The organism is Paenibacillus paeoniae, from assembly GCF_003388735.1.
GTDB lineage: Bacteria > Bacillota > Bacilli > Paenibacillales > Paenibacillaceae > Pristimantibacillus > Pristimantibacillus paeoniae.
In genome coordinates, this window is sequence record NZ_QUBQ01000003.1 from 278,352 (window position 1) to 300,102 (window position 21,751).

Here is a 21,751-nt window from a genome sequence, read left to right on the forward strand (position 1 = left end):
TAGCCTCGTACCCGAACCACCCTTTAGTCCAGCCATGTCCCGATGCCAAGCGAGTTCCCTTGCTGGACGAACCAATGGGCGATCGCGACATCGAAGGCGGCCATGCCCATGGGACAAAACAGCACTGTCTCCTCATCAGCCAGTCCGGACAGCGCATTCCGACAGCCGACGTCGCCGAGCGTCATGACATCTGACGCTTGCAGACCCGTTTCGCGGTGCAGCAGCTCGATATCGGTATCCTCCCGGCATATTTCTGTCCAGTCGTCCACGACGATAGATCGGATCGCTTGGATCGCCTCCAGTTGATAGTCGCGGAGGGAGACATCCAGAAGAAGCGTTCCAGGTGTGGGAGGAACATTCACATAGCGAGCCGAGCCTGCCGTACAGGTAATCACGACGTTGCAATGCGGGTACCAGGACTGCCAGCTGTCCGCTATGGTTACTCGGTCTAGAAGCTCATCTCGTCCATTCGGGCTAAGCTCACCAGTTATCTCTATACCCCGAATATCTGTCAAGTAGATATGGTCGATGCTGTCACCAAATAGCGTACGGCACATCTCATAATGGATTTGCCCGATCGGTCCCCATCCGATAATGCCGATTCGCAGCTTTCGATTGACCGGCGAACGGCTGGCGAGCCATCGTTCCAGCATAAAGCAGCTGACAGCTGCTGTGCGGACAGCACTGACTGTCGCGGTGTTCAGAATCGCAGAAGGCTTGCCAGTGTCGGCGTCGTTCAATATGGTGACGCTATGCGCTCGCGGAAGCCCGGCGGAGAGATTGCCGGGAAAGCTGGCAATCCACTTGATGCCGGCTGCATGAATGCCGCCGCCGATATAGGCGGGCATGGCAATGATGCGATTGGCAGAATTGCCGTAGCGCAAATAAGGCTTAAGCGGCTGGGCATAATCGCCTTTATCGATGGAGGCAATAGCTTTTCCGATGACGCCTGCCAGCTCCGGCCAGCGGAAGCCGATAGCGCGCAAGTCCTTTTCGCTCAAATGGAGCAAGCTCAAGCATCTCCCTCCGCAAGTATTGTCGCGCCGAATTGCTCGCGCATCCACTCATCGTTAAAGACGGTATCCATATAGCGTTCTCCGCGATCGTGCAGAATCACGACGCAGGTCGAGCCATCCGGGATGCTATCAAGCATCTCGGTTAACGCAGCGATAACAGCGCCGGAGGACGGTCCCGCCAGGATGGCTTCCGTCTCTGCCAGTCTGCGGCAACCCGCGGCCATCTCCAAATCGGTGATATTCACAGCATAGTCCATGAAGCGGGTCTCGCCGAAAGGTGGGACGATACCCGCTCCAAGGCCGGGAAAGCGGCGCGGCCCTTTCTCGCCGCCGAAGATGACGCTGCCCGCCGCATCCACGGCGATCACTTTTGTCGCCAATTCGTGATCAGCGATGTACCTGGAGCAGCCTAGCATAGTGCCGCATGTGCTGACGCCTCCAGCGACATAATCGACCTTGCCTAGCGAAGCCGCGATCTCAGGCATGATGCCATCGTAATGCGCCAGATAGTTGTTCGGATTGGCATATTGATTCGGCCAGAAGCTGCCGGGCAAGGCTTCCCGCAGCTGCCTTACACGCTCCAGCCGGGCAGGCAGAAATTCGCCAGTTTCCGGGTCGGGTGTATCTACGTAGGACACCTCGGCGCCATATGCTTTCATAATGGCAATATTGGCAGAGGCGGTACGCGGATCGATGACGCTTATGAACCGAATGCCCAATATGGAGCTGATGGCCGCAAGGCTGATCGCCATATTGCCGGAGCTTGATTCAATCATGACGGAGCCGGGACCAATGAGCCCCTCATCCCAAGCGCTGCGCACAATACGCAGCGCCGGGCGGTCCTTGGCGCTGCCGCTTGGATTCATCAGCTCCAGCTTGCCGAAGACACGTATGCCGCGCGTATTGGCGAACAACCTGTTCAGCGGGACGAGCGGCGTATTTCCGATTCCATCCAACCAGCTATGCCTCATAGTCAGCAGCACCTTTCATTGATATAGCTTCTTGGCTTTCACAGCTCCGGCGGGAAGCCGATCCCGCTCGCTTATCTGTATAATCTCAATGCCCTGCAGCAGACGATTGCGGATCATCATAGCGATATCCTCGATCCGGTGCTCGACGTCATGCTGAATAGCGGCTGCGGCAGACTTGTCTAGCCGGCTGCTCATGATATACAGCTTCAGCTTGTTGGATTCTACCTGAACTCTTAACGTGGCGTCCTCCAGATGTCTATTCACAGCCACTTCGATATCGTACAGGCTGATTTTCTCTCCGTGCTTTAATTCGGGTCCGATGCGTTTGGTTATGCAAGTGAAAGTATGAAGCGTTCGTCCTTTGTGGACAACAACCCGGAAGTCCCGGACGACATCATATGTGACGTATCGTACAGCAGGGAAGAGAGAGCGGGAGAAGGAGGTCAGCACCAGAATACCTTCACCATGTCCTAAGGGTTCATACCCCTCTCCAAGCGCGTCAGCGGGCAAAGACTCGCCGTATACACCGTCGGACAATACATAACGTCCAAGCTCGTGAGAAAATGCGGCGATGGCGCCGATCTCGATCGAGCCGTACGTATCCAGTACATCACCCACACCTATGCCGAAACGGGACGCCATATTCGCTTGCCACTCGCTTGAGGCCAGCTCGCCGACGAGAATAATTTTGCGCAGGCCAAGGGAACGAGGAGAAGGATGCGCATCTGCAATAGCTTCCAAAATCGACGGCATCGTATAGAGCAACTGAGGACGAAATTGATTCAACTTCGCGACATGCTCCTCGACGGGTGCTGTAAAAGGAATAGCCTCCGCCTCTATGCCAAGCTCTTGAAAGATCGTAATAGCGGTGCTGGCGGCATGGCCTGTGCCGAGATCTGCCATCGCTCTCGTCATACCGTGACGAGGACCAAGCCAATCCAGATAGGAAGCCTTCTTCGCTTCCATATATTGAAGGTCATCTTCGGGGGAGTAGTAGATGGCTTTGCGAATACCTGTAGAGGTACCAGAAGTGCGATAGACGGACAAGTCGGGCTCGGTACGTGCGTGCTGTAAATAATAATGGAGATTCAGCACATCTGCGGTTACGAGCGGCAGCTCTGCCAGAGCGGGAGGGCTGCTATCTATTTTTGAGAGAGAGATGCCGGATTGGCGCAATAACGGTTCATACCAAGGATGCAGCTGTGCAATAAGGCGCAGCTGATCGGTTAGCTTCCGTTCCAACATGCGATAGTCATCCTCCTAGCGTACTAATGCGATCGTCTATTATGCCGTTACTAAAGCATATGTGCGAGCGTACCGATGGTTCGGCTATGACGACAGCGGCCTAAAGCGATTTTTATATATTTTCGTATAGTAGTAATAGAACGAGATTAAGAGAGATACAAGTCTATAGGCAGGAGATGGAGACGACAAAATATAATCGCCGTTCACGCGGGCGGCGTGAAGGGAGCAAGATTGAGGACAATGGCTAAGCTTAGAGTGAAAGCCAGCGGAAAGCTATATCGTGTATCCGACAAATGGGCCAAAACGAATGTAATGATGCGGGATGAAGGGCTGCGAGGGTATATTCCTTCGACCAGGAAGTTCAGCCGTCTGACGCTGCATAATCTCCTTCATGCACACCAGATGGTCTATGTGAAGCCGACTTACGGGTCGCTGGGACGGGGAGTCATGCGGGTAGAGAAGCAAAGCCCGGGTGAATATGTCTATCAGCTTGGAGGCAATCGCAAGACGTTCCATAGCTTCGATGGGCTCTACCATTCTCTGAAAAGGGACACGCTGGGCAAAAGCTACCTTGTGCAAAGAGGCGTCCATCTGCTGAAATACGAAGGAAGACGCTTTGACCTGCGCGTCGTCGTACAACGCGCTCCGCAGGGCGGGTGGGAGATGACAGGGGTAGTCGCGAGGATCGCTCATCCGGAGAAGATTGTCACCAACGGCAGCCAGGGAGGATCGATTCTGACGGCGGAGCAGGTGCTGAGCGCCCATATGAGCTCGTCGCAACTGGATAATCTGAAGAAACGGCTGGAGGACATCGGCATCAGCACCATTAAGCGTCTGTACCGCAAGTACCCGCGACTGAATGAAATCGGCCTGGATATCGCCATCGATAGCCAGTTCAGGCCATGGATTCTGGAAGTGAATACGACGCCGGATCATTGCCCATTCGCAATCTTGCCGGATCAGACGATGATTCGCCGAATTATTCATTATGGTAGCAGATATGGCAGGCACTATAAGTTGAATTGCTTCAAGGCGAAAAATACACTTTAGCCGAATATATAGACAGGGCAGCATGCGAATGTGCATGCTGCCCTGTCATGTCATCGTGAAGCGGAGTTATTCGCAAGCATCGAACGTTACTTTTTGGCTGCGATCGAGAAGATCACTTGCTTCTGCTTGCTGTCGATCAGAATATTGATCGTATCGTTGCCGATGGATACATGGGTCTGTGTAACCGTCTCGCCTTTCTCTATCTTCTCGCAGATTTCACTGAATAGCTGCTTGAAAGCGATAGCGTTAAAGCCGAACAGTCCGTTGGCGAACATCTCGACGGCTTCCTTGTTGCGCGCCAGTGAACCGTCGCGCAGTCTCATCGTGATGCCGTACGTATTGTATTGCGGGTCCAGCCAGATCGCGGCTTCCTCGTTGATAGCCGAAGTGCCTGCCGGACGGTTCAGAACGTTTTCCTTCTCGGTTTGATCCTTGAACAGGCGTAGCGTCGTATCGTAGAGATCGTGATTGGCACCTCTGAGCTGCCCTACGAGCAACAGCGATTCATAAGCGTCCCACATCCGTTTGTCCGGGAATACGATCACTTTGCTGCCGCCGCCGAACGTAGGCACGATACGCTCCAGCTTGTCAGGAGAAACATTGATCTTAAGACGCTTCGACTTAACCGTCAGACGCTCCAGGATGACAAGCGCCTGAGCGCGTGTCACCTTCTGGCCGACGCCGAAGAATCCGTTCGGGTAACCTTCCATGATGCCTTTCACAAGCGATTCGGCAATAAATCGCTGTTCCCGCTCCGTAGCACCTTTAATATCGCCGAAGGCTTGCGCCATTTTTTGCCCATACATGCTGTCTTCCAGAAACTCCGTCTCCTGCAGCGTATAGTAGACAACCTCTGCCACGTTCTCGCGCGTCATGTCCATTTGGAAATCGGAATAGCGGCTTTTGTTCAAGAAGTGAAGATCGCTTGCAATATCGATAAAGTCCTTCGCCCAGTAACCGACTGTATTCGGAGCGAAGGTGAAATAGCGGTAATCCTGCTTCAGAATGGCCTGGTTCTCCAGACTCAGAGAATTCATGAATCCAGCGTTCCAACTGCGCGAGCCGTTCTGGTGAAGATCGGTGTACGAGAGAATGAGCATTTTGACGAATTGATCGACTTTCACCGTTTCCTCTGGTCGGAAAGTCCCGTCCGGGTAGCCTTCCAGAATGCCGCGATTGACCATATCGGCAATCGTTTTCTCCGCCCAATGGCCTTGTGTGTCTTTGAATGGAGAGTCTTTAGTTGCTGCAACTGCCTTCTCGTATGCTGAAGTGGGCATAATGGCCGCCCAAACCATCGTGATGCTTATTATAAGTAGTGCCAACCGTTTCATCAATCTATGTCCTCCCAAATCGATTTATTCCGACATCCTCTAGATAACCACAACTGAGCGTTATTGAGAATGGGCTGAATGATGCAACCTGCAAGGTCGGGAAAGCCCTACTGGTGCTAGCGCTTCCAGCATGGGGAAGTGTAAAGGCTATAGTTATATTTACATATATTTGGCAAAATAGACTGAGGGCCAGAAGACGCAATAACGAACAGCGGGCATAGGTATTAAGGGATAGTGCTCATGCGTGCGCATGAACGGCAAAAAAGGCTCCAAGAGCGGGTTAAGCTCTTGAAGCCTTCTTGAAAGTAGGTAGTTGCGATTAGTCCAATACAGCGCTTATGTGGGCTTTGGTAACGGACCAGTGGGACGCCGTCCATACTTTTGCCTTCTTATTGATATAAATAATTTGCGGAGACTCGTGCTTCACGCCAGTGTCTTCAGCAATTTTATTGGAGACTGGGCGGGATTCGATGACCTTCACCAGCACGTAGTCAATATCATCCTTAGGACTGCCGCCGAGGTAGTTGCTGAACTCTTCATGCGCATTGGTGCTGACTGGACAAGTGGTGCTGTGCTTGAATACAACGAGGGGTTTGGTCTCGGACTCTTGGAATACGTTATCCCATTCTTCGGCGGTTGTGATTTCTCTGTATGTCATGTGCGTGACACTCCTTCATCTATAGGTGGATTGAATCGGCTCATACCGTATCCTGTCGTTATTATATCTCTAGTGGGCGATTAAAGTCATCTATTGGCTTCAACTGTCGATGGAGAATGTAAACTGTTAAAAAAATCACAGTTGGGGTTGATTTTCGAAAATGAATCGTGCTACTATGTGTACATCAACAAAATGACCGTTTTAGTATTTTGGTCATTTGGTCACGAAGTCAGAGGAAGAGGAGGCGTTGCAAGTGGCCATTGATCGACGACAGCTCATTGTAGATGCGGCAGCGAAGTCATTTTCGTTATTTGGATACAAAGCGACGACCATGGACGGGGTAGCCAAGATCGCCAATGTCGGCAAGGGCACCATCTATACGTTCTTTACGAACAAGGAAGAGCTGTTCCAGGAAATCATGAACCGGATGATCGGGGACATGAAGCGGCTCGCAGAGAAGGCGATCGATCCCGAGAGGAAGTTCTTCGATAATTTGAATGCGGCGCTGGAGCTGCTGCTCGACTTCCGTGAGGAACATGAGCTGGCGCTGAAGCTGTCACAGGAGATGCGGGAGATTGGTACGCCGATGGCGCTTGAGGGCTTGCAGCAATTGGAGAGGGCTGTAGTCCGCTACATTGCGAGCCAAGTGAAGGCTGCGGTAGAGAAAGGCGAGATCAAGCCTTGCGAGCCGGAGCTGACGGCGTTTGTCATGCTGAAACTGTACATGGCGCTTACAGTGGACTGGAAGAAAACGCATGAGCCGCTAAAGAAAGAAGAAGTGTCGCTAAGATTAAGGTTTTATTTGGAGCAAGGCCTGGCGCCGGCGTAAGCGGGATGCCTTTTTTTACGGCATAAAATGACCAAATGTCCAAATCAGTCATTACGTACTGGTTATCATACACAGACAAACAGGGAGTGGGAAATATGAAGTTCAAAGGTTTGCGGCAATTCGGCAAAGAGCTGTCGGCGATCGCACGAAACAAGAAGGTGCTGATACCGGTTATAGCGGTTCTGACGGTCCCGGTTATGTATACAGCGATGTTCCTCGGCGCGTTCTGGGATCCATACGCACAGATGGAGGACCTGCCGGTAGCAATCATTAATTCTGACCAAGGTACAGAGTTTGATGGCAAGCAGATGCATATTGGCGATGACTTTGAGGAAAAGTTAAGAGAAAATCCGAAGTTCGATTGGGCTTTTGTAACGAGGGAAGAAGCTGTCCAAGGGATGAAGGACAACAAGTATTATATGGCGATTGAAATTCCGGAGGACTTCTCCGAGAAAACAACGTCGCTTACCTCGGAACAGCCGGAACCGGCCAAACTTGTGTTTCTGCCGAACGAAAGCTACAACTTCCTGGCAGCACAGATCGGTAATACGGCCGTTGAGCAGATGAAGGGCATGCTAAATAAAGAAGTAACGGAAGTCTATACAAGAACGGTATTCGAAAAGCTGGAGTCGGCTGCTGACGGAATAGTGAAAGCAAGCGACGGAGCGGGTAAAATTGCTGACGGCACGACCAAAGCAAAGGACGGCGCACAACTGCTGGAACAGAACTTAACCAAGCTGACAAGCGGTACGGTGACTATGCAGGATGGCGTCTCCAAGCTCAACACGGCAGGCAAGCAATTGCAAAGCGGCGCATCGGAGTTAAATGACGGTGCGGCATCGCTAGATAACGGTGTGGGATTGCTGGCGGATGCAAGCGGCCAATTGGCAAGCGGCGCAGCCGGTGCTCAAGACGGCGCATCGAAGCTTGCCGGAGGTCTCACGGCATCCGCAGCGGGAGCAGCAGAACTGGAGCAAGGTGCTGCTAAGCTTACCGCTGGATTGGAAGGACTCGCGGCGCAGAATGAAGCGCTAGCCGCCGACCCTAACTTTCAAGCGTTAATTGCGGCTAGCAAAGGAATTGCCGGCGGGCTAGAGAAATCATCCGCGGGCCAACAGGAGTTGCTGGCGGGTGCGCATAGCCTGGAAGCTGGACTGAAGCAGCTTACTGCCGGCGCTGGCACTCTGCAAGATAAGCTTGGTGAAGCGAAGACGGGAGCAAGCACATTGGCCGGCGGCCTTACCAAACTGTCGGGAGGCGCAGTCGAGCTGTCTCAAGGACTTGGCAAGCTTAATGACTCCGTAGGCTCCATGACATCCGGCGCGAAGCAGCTGGAAGAAGGCGCGACGAAGATGACATCCGGTCTTTTAGAGCTGGAGGATGGCACGCATGAGCTGTCCACGAAGCTGAGCGACGCATCGTCGCAAACTTCGGAGCTGTCCTTGACCGATGAAATGGTGGGCATGTTCGCCGAACCGATCCAGCTTGATGTGGACCGAGTAACGGAAGTGCCGAACTATGGTACAGGCTTTGCCCCTTATTTCTTGTCGCTGGGCCTGTATGTTGGAGCACTATTGATCACGATTGTTTATTCCGTTAGAGAGCCGGCTATCCGACCAGCCAATGGCTGGAGCTGGTTCTGGAGCAAAGCGTTGACGCTGATGCTGGTCGGAACGATTCAGGCCTTGATTGCAGACGCTGCGCTTATCTTCTTATTGAAGCTTGAAGTACAGAACATGGGCTTGTTCCTTCTGTTCTCAATCATTACAAGCATCACATTCATGATGCTGATTCAATTTTTCGTTGCTTCGATGGGCAACCCGGGACGCTTCGTAGCAATCGTGCTGCTCATCCTGCAACTGACAAGCTCCGCAGGCACTTTCCCGCTGGAATTGATCCCGGGCTGGCTGCAGCATGTAACACCATGGCTGCCGATGACCTATTCGGTCGCAGGGCTCAAGGATGTCATCTCCAGCGGAGAAACGACCCGCATGTGGGGGGACGCTGGCTTGCTGGCCATCTACGCGGTGGTATTTGCAGCATTGACGCTGACATACTTCATCGCCAGCCATCGCAAGGAAGGCGGAGAAACAAGAGAAGCCACCGCTGTTTAAATAAATGGAACAATCCAAGGGAGCATCGTGCTTTAGTAGCGATGCTCCTTCAATTTAGGTGTTCACCTCCTTAAGAGAGGATACCCGTTTTCTTATTGACAATGGGGTTCGATAGGAATAAACTTTAAAATACGATTTTGATAATCATTATCAATAAAGAGGAGTAGCTTTTTCAATAACACCAAGGGCGACGTTCCAACACGTCGCCTTTAGCTTATCTAGGGTATGTTCATAATTAATGAGGACGCACGAATCATTCAAATGAACACAGACACCATGGGGGGTTTACGAGTTGACTTCACGAATTGAAACAATTTCACGGTTTTATTCCCGGCTATTGCAGAACGAAAGGGATATTTTTGTATATCTGCCCCCTAGTTATGATACAGATCTTACCGCCTCTTTCCCTGTATTGTACATGCATGATGGGCAGCATGTTTTTGCTCATGATCGTTTTGGTCAATCTTGGAACGTTCATATGACGGTTGATCGGTTAATTGAAGAAGGCAGGCTTGACGAGATTATGGTTGTTGCCGTGTCTTCGCTCCCCCATCGGGAGAGGCTATCCGAATACTTCCATGATGTTCCGTCTGCCAGGGGAGCATTCCCATCGGAATGGAACGGATCCTTGTTCGAACGTTTTCTAATTGATGAAGTTAAAGCGCATATTGATCGCACGTACCGGACGTTGCCTGATAGACAGCATACTGGGATGATGGGTGCTTCTGCAGGCGGATTGCTCACGTATCATATTGGTTTTAGACGTCCCGACGTATTCGGTCAGATCGGGATTATGTCGCCGTTTTTCTTTCATACCGTCTGGGAGGGCGAACATCGATCGGAGATACCGCTATATGAACAGTTCCCTGACCACCCTCCGATCCGGATATGGGTGGACATGGGGGGGGCCGAAGGACTGCTCAATGTTTCACAAGCGAGACGAGTGGCTGACGAATGGATTGAAGCGGGGGTTAAATGGGGCCGTGATTTTGCGTTCTACTTCGATCCTGAGGCAGCGCATACACCGCAAGCTTGGTCTGATCGTGTTCACGCGCCCTTGCTCTATATGTTCGGCAAGCTGGGGACACCTCAAACCCTTCAGGTGTACGGTAGGACGAAGATAGGTTTGAGAGGGGTAAAGGCTCGCCTCTATCCCAATGTCCAGTACGATAGCGGCTTTGTTATGAGTTTATTGGAAGCGAAATATGATGTTGCCTATCCTGGTATTGCCACTGTTGAAGCGGACGGCAGCATGATTGCCCATCATAAGGGGACGACGCAAGTAACGGTGCAGTATGCCGGGCTTCAATCTACGCTGACCATCCATGTTGTTCCAGAAGTGACGGAGACAGTAACGCTTGACATTACGGTTGAAGTTCCGCTCGATACGCCAAAGGATGACCGCATTTACGCCGGTTTCGAAATCCCGAAAGCTGGAGACGGACTGTATCGTGGCTCTTTTGTTTTACCGCGCGATTTGAAGTTTGATGTGCCGCTTATTAACCAGTATGGTCGTTTTGAAAAAAATGCTTTTAATAGACGATTTTCAACGGAAAATGATGCTTCGCTGCATTTAAAGATTAAGGAGTGGGAGCTGTCGTAAATTGGACAGTGACAAGAACCAGTGTCATTGGGTGCTGCTCCAGTACCCAGACCATTAACTACCGCTCTGCGAGAGAAGCTTCCACTGGCCCTCTTCCTATGTCATCATATCAATCTCTTGGCGAATGGACTCGGACCTCCAGTTCGGGATTAAAGTATTCGTTGGTACCTTAATGGCTGCTCTTGGGTGCAAGATGCATAGCCTTGCAAGTCGAAAAATTCGTGAGCCTTAGACGCAAGTTTCCACTTGCCCTTTTGCGGGGATGCTGTATAATCACTATGATTTCTTTTATATAGGATGAAGGGGCTGGTGGGATTGGAAGAGACGATCATTCGTTTCGAACATGTGACTAAACAATACGATCATAACGACCCTGCGGTACTCAAGGATGTAAGCTTTGAGATTCAGCGGGGCAAATTTTATACACTGCTAGGGCCGTCAGGCTGCGGCAAGACAACGATCTTGCGCCTGATTGCCGGATTTACGGAGCCGTCGAAGGGCAATATTTATTTTAACGGCAAAGTGATTAACCGTGTGCCGGCGAATGAGCGGCAAGTGAATACCGTGTTCCAGGACTATGCACTGTTCCCGCACCTCAATGTGTTCGAGAACGTGGCGTTTGGCCTGCGCATTAAAGGGCTCAAAAACGATGCGATCAAGGAAAAGGTGCTTGAAGCGCTGCGTTTCGTAAACTTGACCGGCTACGAAAACCGTGAGATTACGGAGATGTCCGGCGGCCAGCGTCAGCGCGTTGCGATTGCCCGCGCGATCGTGAATGAGCCGGAGATTCTGTTGCTGGACGAGCCGTTGTCCGCGCTTGATCTGAAGCTGAGAACGGAGATGCAGTACGAGCTGCGCGAGCTGCAGCGCCGTCTTGGCATTACATTTATCTTCGTCACGCATGACCAGGAAGAAGCGCTTGCGATGTCGGATGAAATCTTCGTCTTGAACGAAGGAACGATCCAGCAGTCAGGTACGCCGACCGATATTTATGACGAGCCGATTAACCGCTTCGTTGCCGATTTTATTGGCGAATCGAATATCGTTAAAGGCCGCATGCTGCGGGACTTCGAGGTGGAGATCGCGGGCCGCACGTTCGAGTGCGTCGACCAAGGACTTAACGAAGGAGAGACGATTGATATCGTAATCCGACCGGAGGATCTGGAGATTACTTCGCATGAGAGCGGCAAGCTTCAGGTGCGTGTAGACACACAGTTGTTCCGCGGTGTGCATTACGAGATTAGCTGTTATGATGACTCGGACAATGAATGGCTCGTTCATTCCACGCGCAAGGCGACAGTTGGCGAGCGAATCGGCCTGATGTTCGAGCCGGAAGCGATTCATGTCATGCGTCTGGGCGAGACGGAAGAGGAGTTCGACAAACGTCTGGAGTCATACGAGGAAAGCAGCGGTGGGGATAGCCATGGAAGCTAGAGCCCGCAATCTGTACCTCGTTCCTTATGTGCTCTGGATTGTTCTGTTCGTTATCGCGCCGATCCTGCTGATCGCGTATTATTCCTTCTTCAATGTCGAGGGACAGTTCACGTTCGAGAACTATGCGAAGTTTTTTACGCCGGTTTATTTGCGCATGACGCTCAGCTCGTTTTGGTATGCTTTTCTGATTACCTTATTTTCACTGCTGGTTGCATATCCGACGGCTTACTTGCTGACGAAAACGAAGCATAAGGCGCTATGGCTGTTGCTCATCATCTTGCCAAGCTGGATCAATCTGCTGCTGAAAGCTTATGCTTTCATCGGTTTGTTCGGTACATACGGCTTCGTCAATACGATCCTGGAAGTGACAGGCATCGGCAAGAAGCAGATCCTGTTCACCGATTTCAGCTTCGTATTCGTGTCGGTCTATATCTTTATTCCGTTCATGATCTTGCCGGTCTACAATGCACTGGAGAAAATGAATCCGACGCTGATCGACGCCGCGCGCGATTTGGGCGCTTCGCCCTGGATGACGTTCCGACGCGTTGTATTCCCACTGACGATTGACGGCGTTAAGGCGGGGTGCATGGCTGTATTTATTCCGGCGCTGTCACTATTTATGATTACAAGATTGATTGCGGGCAACCGAGTCATTACGCTCGGCACAGCGATCGAGCAACATTTCCTTGTGACGCAGGACTGGGGCATGGGGGCAACCATTGCCGTGTTCCTCATTATCGCCATGGCGATTCTGATGCTGCTGACCGGGAATCGAAAGCGAGGGCTGATCGACATTGTCAAAAGGTAAATGGCGCTTGTCCAATCTGTACCTGATCGCTGTGTTCGTCATCCTGTACGCGCCGATCTTCTATCTGATGTTCTATTCCTTTAACAGCGGCGGGGCCATGAGGAATTTCGAAGGCTTCACGCTGGAGTACTACGGCGAAGTGTTTCAGGATACAAGGTTGTTAATTATTGTATTGAATACATTCATCATCGCTCTGCTGTCTGCGGCGATCTCGACGATTATCGGGGTTATGGGCGCAATTGCGATCCACTATATTCGCAGCAATCGTCCGAAGGGTACGCTATTGACGCTGAACAACGTCTTGATCGTTAGTCCTGACGTCATTATCGGGGCGTCGTTCCTGATTCTGTTCACGATTGCGGGCGTTCAGCTTGGCTTTGTCTCGGTGCTGTTGTCCCATATCGCGTTCAGCATTCCGATCGTCGTCATTATGGTGCTGCCGAAGCTGCAAGAGATGGGCGGCTCGCTGCTGGATGCTGCGCGCGATCTCGGCGCAAGCTCCTGGCAGGTGCTGACGAAGGTCATTCTGCCTTACATTAAACCCGGTATTTTTGCCGGATTCTTTATGGCGTTAACGTATTCGTTGGATGACTTCGCGGTCACATTCTTCGTAACGGGCAACGGCTTCTCGACGCTGTCGGTTGAGATCTACTCGCGGGCGCGGCAAGGCGTGTCGCTATCGATCAATGCCTTGTCCACACTCATCTTCCTGTTCACGGTGCTGCTGGTTATCGGTTACTACTTTATTAACCGCCGCAACAGTCGTCCGACAGGGAAGGAGGTACGTACATGACCCAGCTAGTCCGCATGTTTCTGCTTGTGTTTATCGTCGCATTCGGCTTAATGTACTTGACATCGTACCTGAACTCCAGTGCTGGCTACTCCGGAGGCAATACGCTGACGGTCTACAACTGGGGCGATTATATCGATCCTGAGCTGATCGCACAATTTGAGGAAGAGACGGGCATTAAGGTTATTTATCAAACGTTCGATTCCAACGAAGCGATGATGACGAAGATTAAGCAGGGCGGCACGACTTTCGATGTGGCGATTCCATCCGAATATGCCATCAGCAAGATGAAGGAAGACGACTTGCTCTTGAAGCTTGATCATTCGAAGCTGCCTAACTTGGAGCATATCGACTCCCGCTTCATGCATTTGTCCTTTGATCCCGAAAATGCTTATTCTGTGCCTTACTTCTGGGGAACTGTTGGCATCGTCTTCAACCCTGATCTGGTTGGCGATCTGACCTTCGACAGCTGGGATGATCTGTGGGACGAGAGCTTGCGCAACAATGTCTTCTTGCTCGACGGCGCGCGCGAAGTGATCGGTATGGGACTGAACAGCCTCGGCTATTCGTTAAATGATACGAACGAGGAGCATCTGCAAGAAGCGCTTGCGAAGCTGTCCAAGCTGACGCCGAACGTGAAGGCGATCGTGGGTGACGAGATCAAGATGCTGATGGCGAACGAAGAAGCGGCAGTTGGACTCGTATGGTCCGGGGATGCCTCGGAAATTATGGACGAGAATGAAGCACTCGACTATATTGTGCCGGAAGAGGGCTCCAACCTGTGGTTCGACAATATGGTCATTCCGAAGACGGCCCGCAATCTAGATGGAGCGCATCAGTTCATCAACTTTATGCTGAACCCCGAGGTTGCAGCGCAGAATACCGAATATGTCGGTTATTCCACACCGAACAAGGACGCGCTTGCTATACTGCCCGAAGACATTTCCGGCGATGAGCGCTTCTATCCCGACGAGGAGCTGACGGAGCGGCTTGAAGTGTATGATAATCTTGGACCTCGCATGCTGTCGCATTACAATGAGTTATTCCTGGAATTCAAGATGCACCGGAAGTAAGAGATGAACGAGCAACATAGCTTTAAATCCTATCTGGTAACCATCCAAGAAAGCCGACGTTTACGTGAAACGTCGGCTTTCTTGCGTCCTGACAGTGGCGTCCGCCCAGATAAGGGAAGAAGAAACGCAGGGCTGCATACGAATACCCCATCCTAAGATGCAAGGGTACTCAGCCTTTAGACCGATTTCTAGCGTAACAATGTTATGTTACACTAACTTCAGTTACAGGAGGTGAATCCATGGATATCGAGCTCATATCCAAGAAAGAACTGCTGGAGGCAACAGGCATCTCTTACGGCCAGTTATACCGTTGGAAGCGGAAGCAGTTAATTCCGGAGGAGTGGTTCATACGAAAGTCGGCATATACGGGACAAGAAACGTTTTTTCCAAGGGCGTTAATGTTGGCGAGAATCGATAAAATCGTCAACATGAAGGATGATCTGTCGTTGGACGAATTGGCAGATAGACTGACAGGCCAGCAGGCAGGAATTGAAATGCGGAAAAGGGAATTTGCAGCACTACAGCTTGTTTCGGAAATGGTGATGAAGCGATGGGGAGATTGGGATAACGAGGAGTGCATGTTTGGCTTTCAAGACATGCTTTATCTATATACGGTCGATGCTTTACTCAAGGCGGGCGAGATAAGCATGGAGGAAGGGGACACGCTAATGAGCGTATTGCGCAACCACTATGTTTCCTTCAAGGGCATGCCATGCGAGTTGGTGCTCATTAGAAGACAGGGTGTGGCTTCCTTTGCACTCGTATCCGCTTCTGCGGAGTTGTATTTCGACAGCGCTGTGAAAGTAGCTACACGGGTAGTGATGGCTGATCAAATCGAGAAGCTGAAGGAATATTTGGCATAAAGGAAGGAGTGTTGATGATGAGACAGGAGCAACAGTCTTGGCCCGGAGGATTGCCGAATCTCAGGATGAACGGTGTTATTCGGGCAGCTGGAGGATTTTACGATAACGTGCTTGTAGATGGAGTCGGACGTGTGTCGGGAGATGTACATGCTGCGACTGCTGCACGAGTGAACGGTGTTCTAACCGTTGAAGGCAGCATGGAGACGCCTGAATTAAAAGCCGATGGCAAGCTTTCGATAGAGGGCGCTCTTAAGAGCGGGATCCTACACGGCAACGGAATTGTGAAGACTGGCAGTCACGTTACGGCGGATTCTGTCAAACTGAGCGGTATTCTTAAAGCAGGCGGCAACGTGGAAGCGGAGCTGCTTCATCTTAACGGTGCAATAACGGTCCAAGGGCTGCTTAACGCTGGTGAAATTGAACTCGGACTCTCCCATGTGGAGAGCAGGGCCCACGAGATTGGCGGGGAAACGATCCGCGTCCGTCGTATTAGCAGCAATAGCTGGAAGTGGCTTTGGAAGTGGGCTATTCCAGGAAGTGAGACAAGGCTAGTCGCAGGAGTGATCGAAGGTGATGACATCCAATTGGAGTATACGCATGCGGATATTGTTAGGGGACAACGGGTGACCATCGGGAAAGGATGTAAGATCGGCCGCGTAGAGTATCGAGAACAGTTGACGAGACATCCCGGCTCCGAGATTGGGAAGGAGGAGAGAATATATGGCTGAGAAGCTGCGAGATATGAGATTGATCGGCGATACGGAGTCGCTGGGAGGCCGATTCAGACGAGTCCGGATTACCGGCGATGCGATATTGGCGGGCGATGTGGAATGCGAAGGGTATGATTTGACAGGGACATCGCATATTAAAGGGAGTCTGACTTCCGCATATGTAAAGTTTACGGGGGAAGTATCGGTAGACGGTCCCATGAGTAGCAAAAGCTTGCGAGGGACGGGGGAGCTGCGGATTGGACGGCATTTCCGAGGGGATCAGGTTCGGATATCGGGTCATCTGTCCGCACCCGGAACAATCGAAGCCGAGAAGTTTGAGCTGCGAGGAGCCGTAACGGGCGGAAGCATTAATGCTGGTCAAACGCTGATCAAGCTATATGGCCCATCTGCAGCCAATGAAATTGTAGGCGGTTTGGTCACGGTTCGCAGAAGCAGAGGCGCGCGGATTAAGGAGCTGTTCCAGCAGCATTCCGTTACAGAGCTGCGGGCAGGTCTAATTGAAGGCGATCGCCTTGATCTGGAGCATACAATCGCGGATGTCGTCCGCGGCAATACCGTGCGGATCGGTCCGGGCTGTGTCATTGGCCGGGTGGAATATCGCGACACATACGAGAAGAGCGGTAACGCCAAGGCAGAGTCGGAGTACCGCGTGTAAGTCATGAGGCTCGCAAAGAGTCGGATAGTTGATTATAGAGGAGAGGTCGCATAACTTATGTCGACATTACAAAAGAAGAATCGTCTGGGCATCGTCATTGCCGGATTACTGCTCGCAATATTGATGGCATCGATGGACAACACGATTGTCGCAACCGCAATGGGCAACATTGTGGGAGAATTGGGCGGACTCGACAAGTTTGTATGGGTGACCTCTGCTTACATGGTTGCGGAAATGGCTGGCATGCCGATATTCGGCAAGCTGTCCGATATGTACGGCAGGAAACGTTTCTTCATATTTGGGCTGATCGTCTTTATGATCGGATCGGCATTATGCGGAACAGCGTCTACGATTACGGAGCTGGCTCTATTCAGGGCCATTCAAGGCATCGGAGCTGGAGCGCTTATCCCGACATCGTTCACCATTATGTTTGATGCCGTGCCGCTGGAGTCCCGAGGCAAGCTAGGCGGTTTGTTTGGCGCCGTATTTGGCATGTCCAGCATATTTGGCCCACTGCTTGGCGCGTACATTACGGACCATATTGCATGGCAATGGGTGTTTTATATTAACTTGCCGCTCGGGGTTATTGCTCTCTGTATGATCGCTTTCTTTTACAAGGAGTCGCATGACCGGTCCAAGCAGCCGATTGACTGGCTGGGAGCCGCCACGTTGATCGGGGCAGTCGTTGGCTTGATGCTGGGCCTTGAGCTAGGCGGCAAGACGTTCCCTTGGGGATCATGGGAAATTATCGGGATGTTCGCGGCTAGCGCCATCCTGCTGGCCATCTTCCTGTACGTGGAGACAAAGGCGAAGGAGCCGATTATTACGTACGGCCTGTTCAAAAATCGGGTATATGCAACCAGTATTTTGACTTCGTTCTTTAGCGGTGCTGCGTTTATTGTCGCATCGGTATATATTCCGATTTTCATCCAAGGCGTGCTTGGCGGAACGGCGACAAATTCAGGATTGGTGCTGCTGCCCATGATGGTGGGCTCTGTCGTAACGGCTTCGTTAGGCGGCTTCTTAATGACTAAGATGCCTTACCGCAATATTATGGTGTCTACGTTGATCCTGCTGGTCGCAGGTACGCTGCTCGTGACGACCTTGTCACCGGACTCCAGCCGTCTTCAAGTCACCCTGTTTATGATTTTGATCGGTCTTGGCATCGGCGCATCGTTCTCTGTGCTAAGCAATGCCGCTATTCATGGCATATCGACGCGTCAGCGAGGAACGGCCAGCTCAACGCTAACATTTATCCGGTCGCTCGGCATGACGGTCGGCATTACGCTGTTCGGCATTGTTCAAAGCAACGCGTTTACGAATAAGTTGGCCGATGCATTCGCTGCCAGCGGGGGGCCGGGCGGAGGGGATATGGCCTTCGGAGATCCGCGCGAGTTGTTGAAGCCCGAGACACGAGCAAGCTTCCCCGCAGAGGTGTTGGATGTGATCACGTCGGCATTGTCATCATCCATTACTCTCATATTTGCGCTTGCTGCCATTCCGGCGGCACTTGCACTATTCGTGGCATTTTTTATGGGCAGAAGCAAGCTTGATCTGTCCGCAATCGCCGAGGGTGAAGAGGGGGAGCATGTCTCTCATCCTTAGCTTCATTAATGATGAAGGACGTCAAATAACAACCTAAGACCAACCGATCCGACTAATGCTGAACCGAAGCTGTGCATGCTGCATAGCTTCGGTTTTCATTTTTTTTATAAAAAAATATTCTGAAAAATGAAAACGTTTTTCGAATACGCTTCCAATGCAGTCTTATCAACGGATGCCGCCGATTCACGAACAGGGCTGTAATCCCTGAATAGAGTGGGGGCACTAGGCGGATTGCCTTGACGGGGCTGTTTTTGTCGTGTTACGGTTTTGTTAACATAACTAACGCGAGATGATGAGGGAGGAGCAACTATATGATAAAAGCAATGATCTTTGATTTTGACGGTACAATTATTGACACAGAGACGCCTTGGTTCTACGCATTCCGTGATGCATACAAGGAGCATGGTGTTGAATTGACGTCAGAACAATATTCACAGTGCGTGGGCACGCATAATCATACCTTTAACCCTTATAAGTATTTGATAACGGAGCTGGGCTTGCCTGTCGATGAAGAGAAACTCCGCAGCAAGATTCATGCTGATCATACCGCTTTGATGGAGAAGGAAGTGGTGCGTGAGGGCATCCTTGACTATTTGAAGCTGGCCAAGGAGGCGGGATTGCGAATCGGTCTGGCTACAAGCTCTGATAGAAGCTGGATTGACCGTCATCTGGAGGCGCTTGGGATCGGTCATTACTTTGAGGTCATCTGCACGTCGGACGATGTGAGCCAAGTGAAGCCTGATCCGGAGCTGTATGTGAAGGCTATGGAGAAGCTTGGCGTGAAGCCTCATGAAGCGATTGCTATTGAGGATTCGCCGAATGGGGCAAGAGCGGCTGCAGCGGCAGGCATGTCCTGTGTAATTGTGCCTAACTCGCTTACGAAGCTGCTTTCATTCGATCAGGAGCCTGGTTATATTCATGCTGAATCGCTGGCAAAGGTAGACTTTGCTGAGCTTGTATCGCGAAACTACGAATAATTGAAGGCGAAGGAGAGGCAAATGATCCTCTTCGGTCGTCGTCTATCTCATTTAGTCAGAATATTCAGTTAATAATTGCGCAAAAGGAGAGATTTTCGATAAGGGGGAACAGACGATGAAAGCCGTACATTTTGGACCCGGCAATATTGGCAGGGGGTTTATCGGATTGTTGCTGTCGCAGTCCGGATTCGAAGTGACGTTCGTAGTCAGAAATGAGCGCCAGTTGAATATGCTGCAACAGAAGAAGAAATACATCGTTACGCTTGCGAACGAAGACAAGGATAAGAAGGTCGTCAGCAATGTATCAGCCATCAGCAGTCAACATCGCGCGGAGGTTGCAAGAGCTATCGCAGAGACCGATCTGGTTACGACAGCCGTTGGACTGGGTGCGCTTAAGCATCTTGCCGAATCGATCGCAGAGGGGATCGAGCTGCGGCTCAGGTTTGGCGTTAGGAAGCCGCTCCATATTATCGCCTGTGAGAATGCGATGGATGGCAGCTCTCAGCTCAGGAGCAGGGTTATGAAGCATTTGTCGCCGGGCTCCAAGGCTCTGGCAGAGAAATACGTAGCGTTTCCCAATACAGCTGTCGACCGAATTGTACCTATTCAGGATGGGAGCGATTCGCTTCAAGTGACCGTGGAAGCCTATTACGAATGGGTTATCGACAAATCGGCTATGCTGGAGGGTTTTCCTGAAATTAAAGGGGTTAAATATGTCGATCAATTAGCGCCCTACATCGAGAGAAAGCTGTTCACCGTCAATACGGGACACTGCGTAGCCGCTTACCATGGTTATCTGGAAGGTTATGAGACGATTCAAGAGGCGATGGAGGACGAAGGGCTGAAGCGCCGAGTCGTCAGTGCCATGCAGGAGACCGGACGGTTGTTAACGTCAAAGTACCACTGGGAAAAGGAGAATCACAGCACATACATTAATCGGATGCTCGATCGATTCACCAACCCGCTGTTGTCTGACGACATCGTCCGAGTGGGACGCTCGCCGCTGCGGAAGCTCTCACTGAATGACAGGCTAGTTCGCCCGGCGCTTCAAGCTCATGGCCTGGGCTTTGATATTCCCCATTTGACCTCAGCTATTGCGGCTGCGCTATTATTCGACCACAAAGAAGACCCGGAAGCGGTATCGTTGCAGAGTGAGCTGAAGCTGCGCGGTGTAGATGAGGTGATCACGCAAGTGATGGGCATTCCGCAGAAGCATGCCATTCACCCGAGTATTGTCAGTCGGTACCATGAGATGAGACGTGTTTATGGCGCTTCTCTGCGCGCATCAGGCTCCTGAACGGCTGTGGTCTTGCGATTGCCGCCCGGTTTGCCCATAATAAGGGCAAGGTATCATCCAGTGAAGCTGCGATGATCGGAATGGACAGACGATGAAGGAGAAGAGTCATGGCATCGAAATTAGTGATGAATGAAGCGATCAAGGCGGCCGAGGTATGGCTGACAGGTCTGGATGGCGAGCGTATTGGTGTCGTGTCCAGGCAGGAAGCGCTGGATCTGGCGAAGGAGCTTAAGGCGGATCTGGTCTGCGATTCGCTGATGAGCAGTCCCCCGCCATGCCGACTGGTCAGCCGCGGAGCGGCGAAGCGGGAGAAGGACCAGGCCGGGAAGGAAGCTCGTCAGCAGGAGGGTCAGGTCAAAGTGAAGGAAATTCGCTTGACCGCGAACATTGAAGAGCATGATTACGATACGAAGCGCAGGCAAGCGGAGAAGCTGCTGGACTCCGGCCATGGCGTGCTGCTCGTGGTGCGTATTCAAGGCAAAGAAGGGCAGGCTGCCAAAGCGATGCTGGAGGGGCTTGCAACGGATCTGAAAGCGAGCGGAACCCGCAAGACCGGCATTCAACTAAGCGGCAAGCAAGCTGCTCTTGAGCTGATACCGAAGTAACTGCTCAATGAGCCAACTGTTCATTATAGGAGATAGGATTAAGCTGCTAACCGGTCTTAGGTAGCTGCACAGCTTTATACCGATATTTAAGGG

At 51.5% G+C, this 21,751-nt stretch carries 20 protein-coding genes; 15 read left to right on the forward strand and 5 right to left on the reverse strand.

Translation table 11 applies throughout. From position 1 onward, the window contains the following. Positions 1 to 23: 23 nt before the first annotated feature. From DX130_RS17590 to DX130_RS17600, 3 genes are read right to left on the reverse strand one after another with little or no spacing between them, the layout of a single operon-like run. A complete protein-coding gene (locus DX130_RS17590) occupies positions 24 to 1,016 on the reverse strand; it encodes a 2,3-diaminopropionate biosynthesis protein SbnB (RefSeq protein WP_240644560.1) in 993 nt (330 codons plus the stop codon). Further along, a complete protein-coding gene (gene sbnA / locus DX130_RS17595) occupies positions 1,013 to 1,987 on the reverse strand; it encodes a 2,3-diaminopropionate biosynthesis protein SbnA (protein WP_116047598.1) in 975 nt (324 codons plus the stop codon). Before sbnA ends, DX130_RS17590 begins: the two co-directional genes overlap by 4 nt. Before the next feature lie 15 nt (positions 1,988 to 2,002). Further along, positions 2,003 to 3,232 carry a phenylacetate--CoA ligase family protein gene (locus DX130_RS17600; protein WP_116047599.1) on the reverse strand — a complete coding sequence of 410 codons (1,230 nt, stop codon included), beginning with the start codon at positions 3,230 to 3,232 and terminating at the stop codon, positions 2,003 to 2,005. A 240-nt stretch (positions 3,233 to 3,472) separates the two neighbouring features. Here DX130_RS17600 and DX130_RS17605 point away from each other — a divergent pair, with 240 nt between their 5' ends. After that, on the forward strand, positions 3,473 to 4,282 hold the full coding sequence (locus DX130_RS17605) for a YheC/YheD family protein (protein ID WP_116047601.1): 810 nt from the start codon (positions 3,473 to 3,475) through the stop codon (positions 4,280 to 4,282). A gap of 86 nt (positions 4,283 to 4,368) precedes the next feature. Here the strand turns inward: DX130_RS17605 and DX130_RS17610 are convergent, their stop codons facing one another. Next, positions 4,369 to 5,616 carry an S-layer homology domain-containing protein gene (locus tag DX130_RS17610; protein WP_116047602.1) on the reverse strand — a complete coding sequence of 416 codons (1,248 nt, stop codon included), beginning with the start codon at positions 5,614 to 5,616 and terminating at the stop codon, positions 4,369 to 4,371. A 319-nt stretch (positions 5,617 to 5,935) separates the two neighbouring features. Further along, positions 5,936 to 6,274: a bacillithiol system redox-active protein YtxJ gene (gene ytxJ / locus DX130_RS17615; protein WP_116047604.1), complete on the reverse strand. Its 339-nt coding sequence runs from the start codon at positions 6,272 to 6,274 to the stop codon at positions 5,936 to 5,938. Between the two features lie 253 nt (positions 6,275 to 6,527). On the opposite strand from ytxJ, the gene DX130_RS17620 reads away from it, so the two are divergent. The 14 genes from DX130_RS17620 (at position 6,528) to infC (ending at position 21,658) form a co-directional block, all read left to right on the forward strand. Continuing rightward, a complete protein-coding gene (locus DX130_RS17620; protein ID WP_116047605.1) occupies positions 6,528 to 7,103 on the forward strand; it encodes a TetR/AcrR family transcriptional regulator in 576 nt (191 codons plus the stop codon). Positions 7,104 to 7,198: 95 nt separating this feature from the next. Beyond that, positions 7,199 to 9,217 carry a YhgE/Pip domain-containing protein gene (locus DX130_RS17625; protein WP_116047607.1) on the forward strand — a complete coding sequence of 673 codons (2,019 nt, stop codon included), beginning with the start codon at positions 7,199 to 7,201 and terminating at the stop codon, positions 9,215 to 9,217. Positions 9,218 to 9,509: 292 nt separating this feature from the next. Beyond that, complete coding sequence (locus DX130_RS17630) at positions 9,510 to 10,820, forward strand: alpha/beta hydrolase (protein WP_116047608.1); 1,311 nt, start codon at positions 9,510 to 9,512, stop codon at positions 10,818 to 10,820. 315 nt (positions 10,821 to 11,135) lie between these two features. After that, on the forward strand, positions 11,136 to 12,254 hold the full coding sequence (locus tag DX130_RS17635) for an ABC transporter ATP-binding protein (protein ID WP_240644574.1): 1,119 nt from the start codon (positions 11,136 to 11,138) through the stop codon (positions 12,252 to 12,254). Beyond that, entirely contained in the window at positions 12,244 to 13,062 is an 819-nt protein-coding gene (locus tag DX130_RS17640) for an ABC transporter permease (RefSeq protein WP_116047611.1), read from the forward strand. Before DX130_RS17635 ends, DX130_RS17640 begins: the two co-directional genes overlap by 11 nt. Then, positions 13,049 to 13,855: an ABC transporter permease gene (locus DX130_RS17645; protein ID WP_420818533.1), complete on the forward strand. Its 807-nt coding sequence runs from the start codon at positions 13,049 to 13,051 to the stop codon at positions 13,853 to 13,855. The genes DX130_RS17640 and DX130_RS17645 overlap by 14 nt, the downstream gene beginning before the upstream one ends. Further along, a complete protein-coding gene (locus DX130_RS17650) occupies positions 13,852 to 14,925 on the forward strand; it encodes an ABC transporter substrate-binding protein (RefSeq protein ID WP_116047613.1) in 1,074 nt (357 codons plus the stop codon). The genes DX130_RS17645 and DX130_RS17650 overlap by 4 nt, the downstream gene beginning before the upstream one ends. A 239-nt stretch (positions 14,926 to 15,164) precedes the next feature. Continuing rightward, complete coding sequence (locus tag DX130_RS17655; protein WP_116047615.1) at positions 15,165 to 15,788, forward strand: YhbD family protein; 624 nt, start codon at positions 15,165 to 15,167, stop codon at positions 15,786 to 15,788. Between the two features lie 14 nt (positions 15,789 to 15,802). Continuing rightward, positions 15,803 to 16,516, forward strand: a complete 714-nt coding sequence (locus DX130_RS17660; protein ID WP_165861341.1) for a DUF342 domain-containing protein — start codon at positions 15,803 to 15,805, stop codon at positions 16,514 to 16,516. Beyond that, positions 16,509 to 17,174 carry a hypothetical protein gene (locus DX130_RS17665; RefSeq protein WP_116047618.1) on the forward strand — a complete coding sequence of 222 codons (666 nt, stop codon included), beginning with the start codon at positions 16,509 to 16,511 and terminating at the stop codon, positions 17,172 to 17,174. The genes DX130_RS17660 and DX130_RS17665 overlap by 8 nt, the downstream gene beginning before the upstream one ends. A gap of 57 nt (positions 17,175 to 17,231) precedes the next feature. Next, positions 17,232 to 18,779 (forward strand): MDR family MFS transporter, encoded by a 1,548-nt coding sequence (locus tag DX130_RS17670; RefSeq protein ID WP_116047619.1) that lies wholly within the window; start codon positions 17,232 to 17,234, stop codon positions 18,777 to 18,779. Between the two features lie 311 nt (positions 18,780 to 19,090). Beyond that, positions 19,091 to 19,756, forward strand: a complete 666-nt coding sequence (locus tag DX130_RS17675) for an HAD family hydrolase (RefSeq protein WP_116047621.1) — start codon at positions 19,091 to 19,093, stop codon at positions 19,754 to 19,756. A 115-nt stretch (positions 19,757 to 19,871) separates the two neighbouring features. After that, positions 19,872 to 21,053 carry a mannitol-1-phosphate 5-dehydrogenase gene (locus DX130_RS17680; protein ID WP_116047623.1) on the forward strand — a complete coding sequence of 394 codons (1,182 nt, stop codon included), beginning with the start codon at positions 19,872 to 19,874 and terminating at the stop codon, positions 21,051 to 21,053. 107 nt (positions 21,054 to 21,160) lie between these two features. Continuing rightward, positions 21,161 to 21,658 carry a translation initiation factor IF-3 gene (infC, locus tag DX130_RS17685; protein WP_116047624.1) on the forward strand — a complete coding sequence of 166 codons (498 nt, stop codon included), beginning with the start codon at positions 21,161 to 21,163 and terminating at the stop codon, positions 21,656 to 21,658. Positions 21,659 to 21,751: the final 93 nt, after the last annotated feature.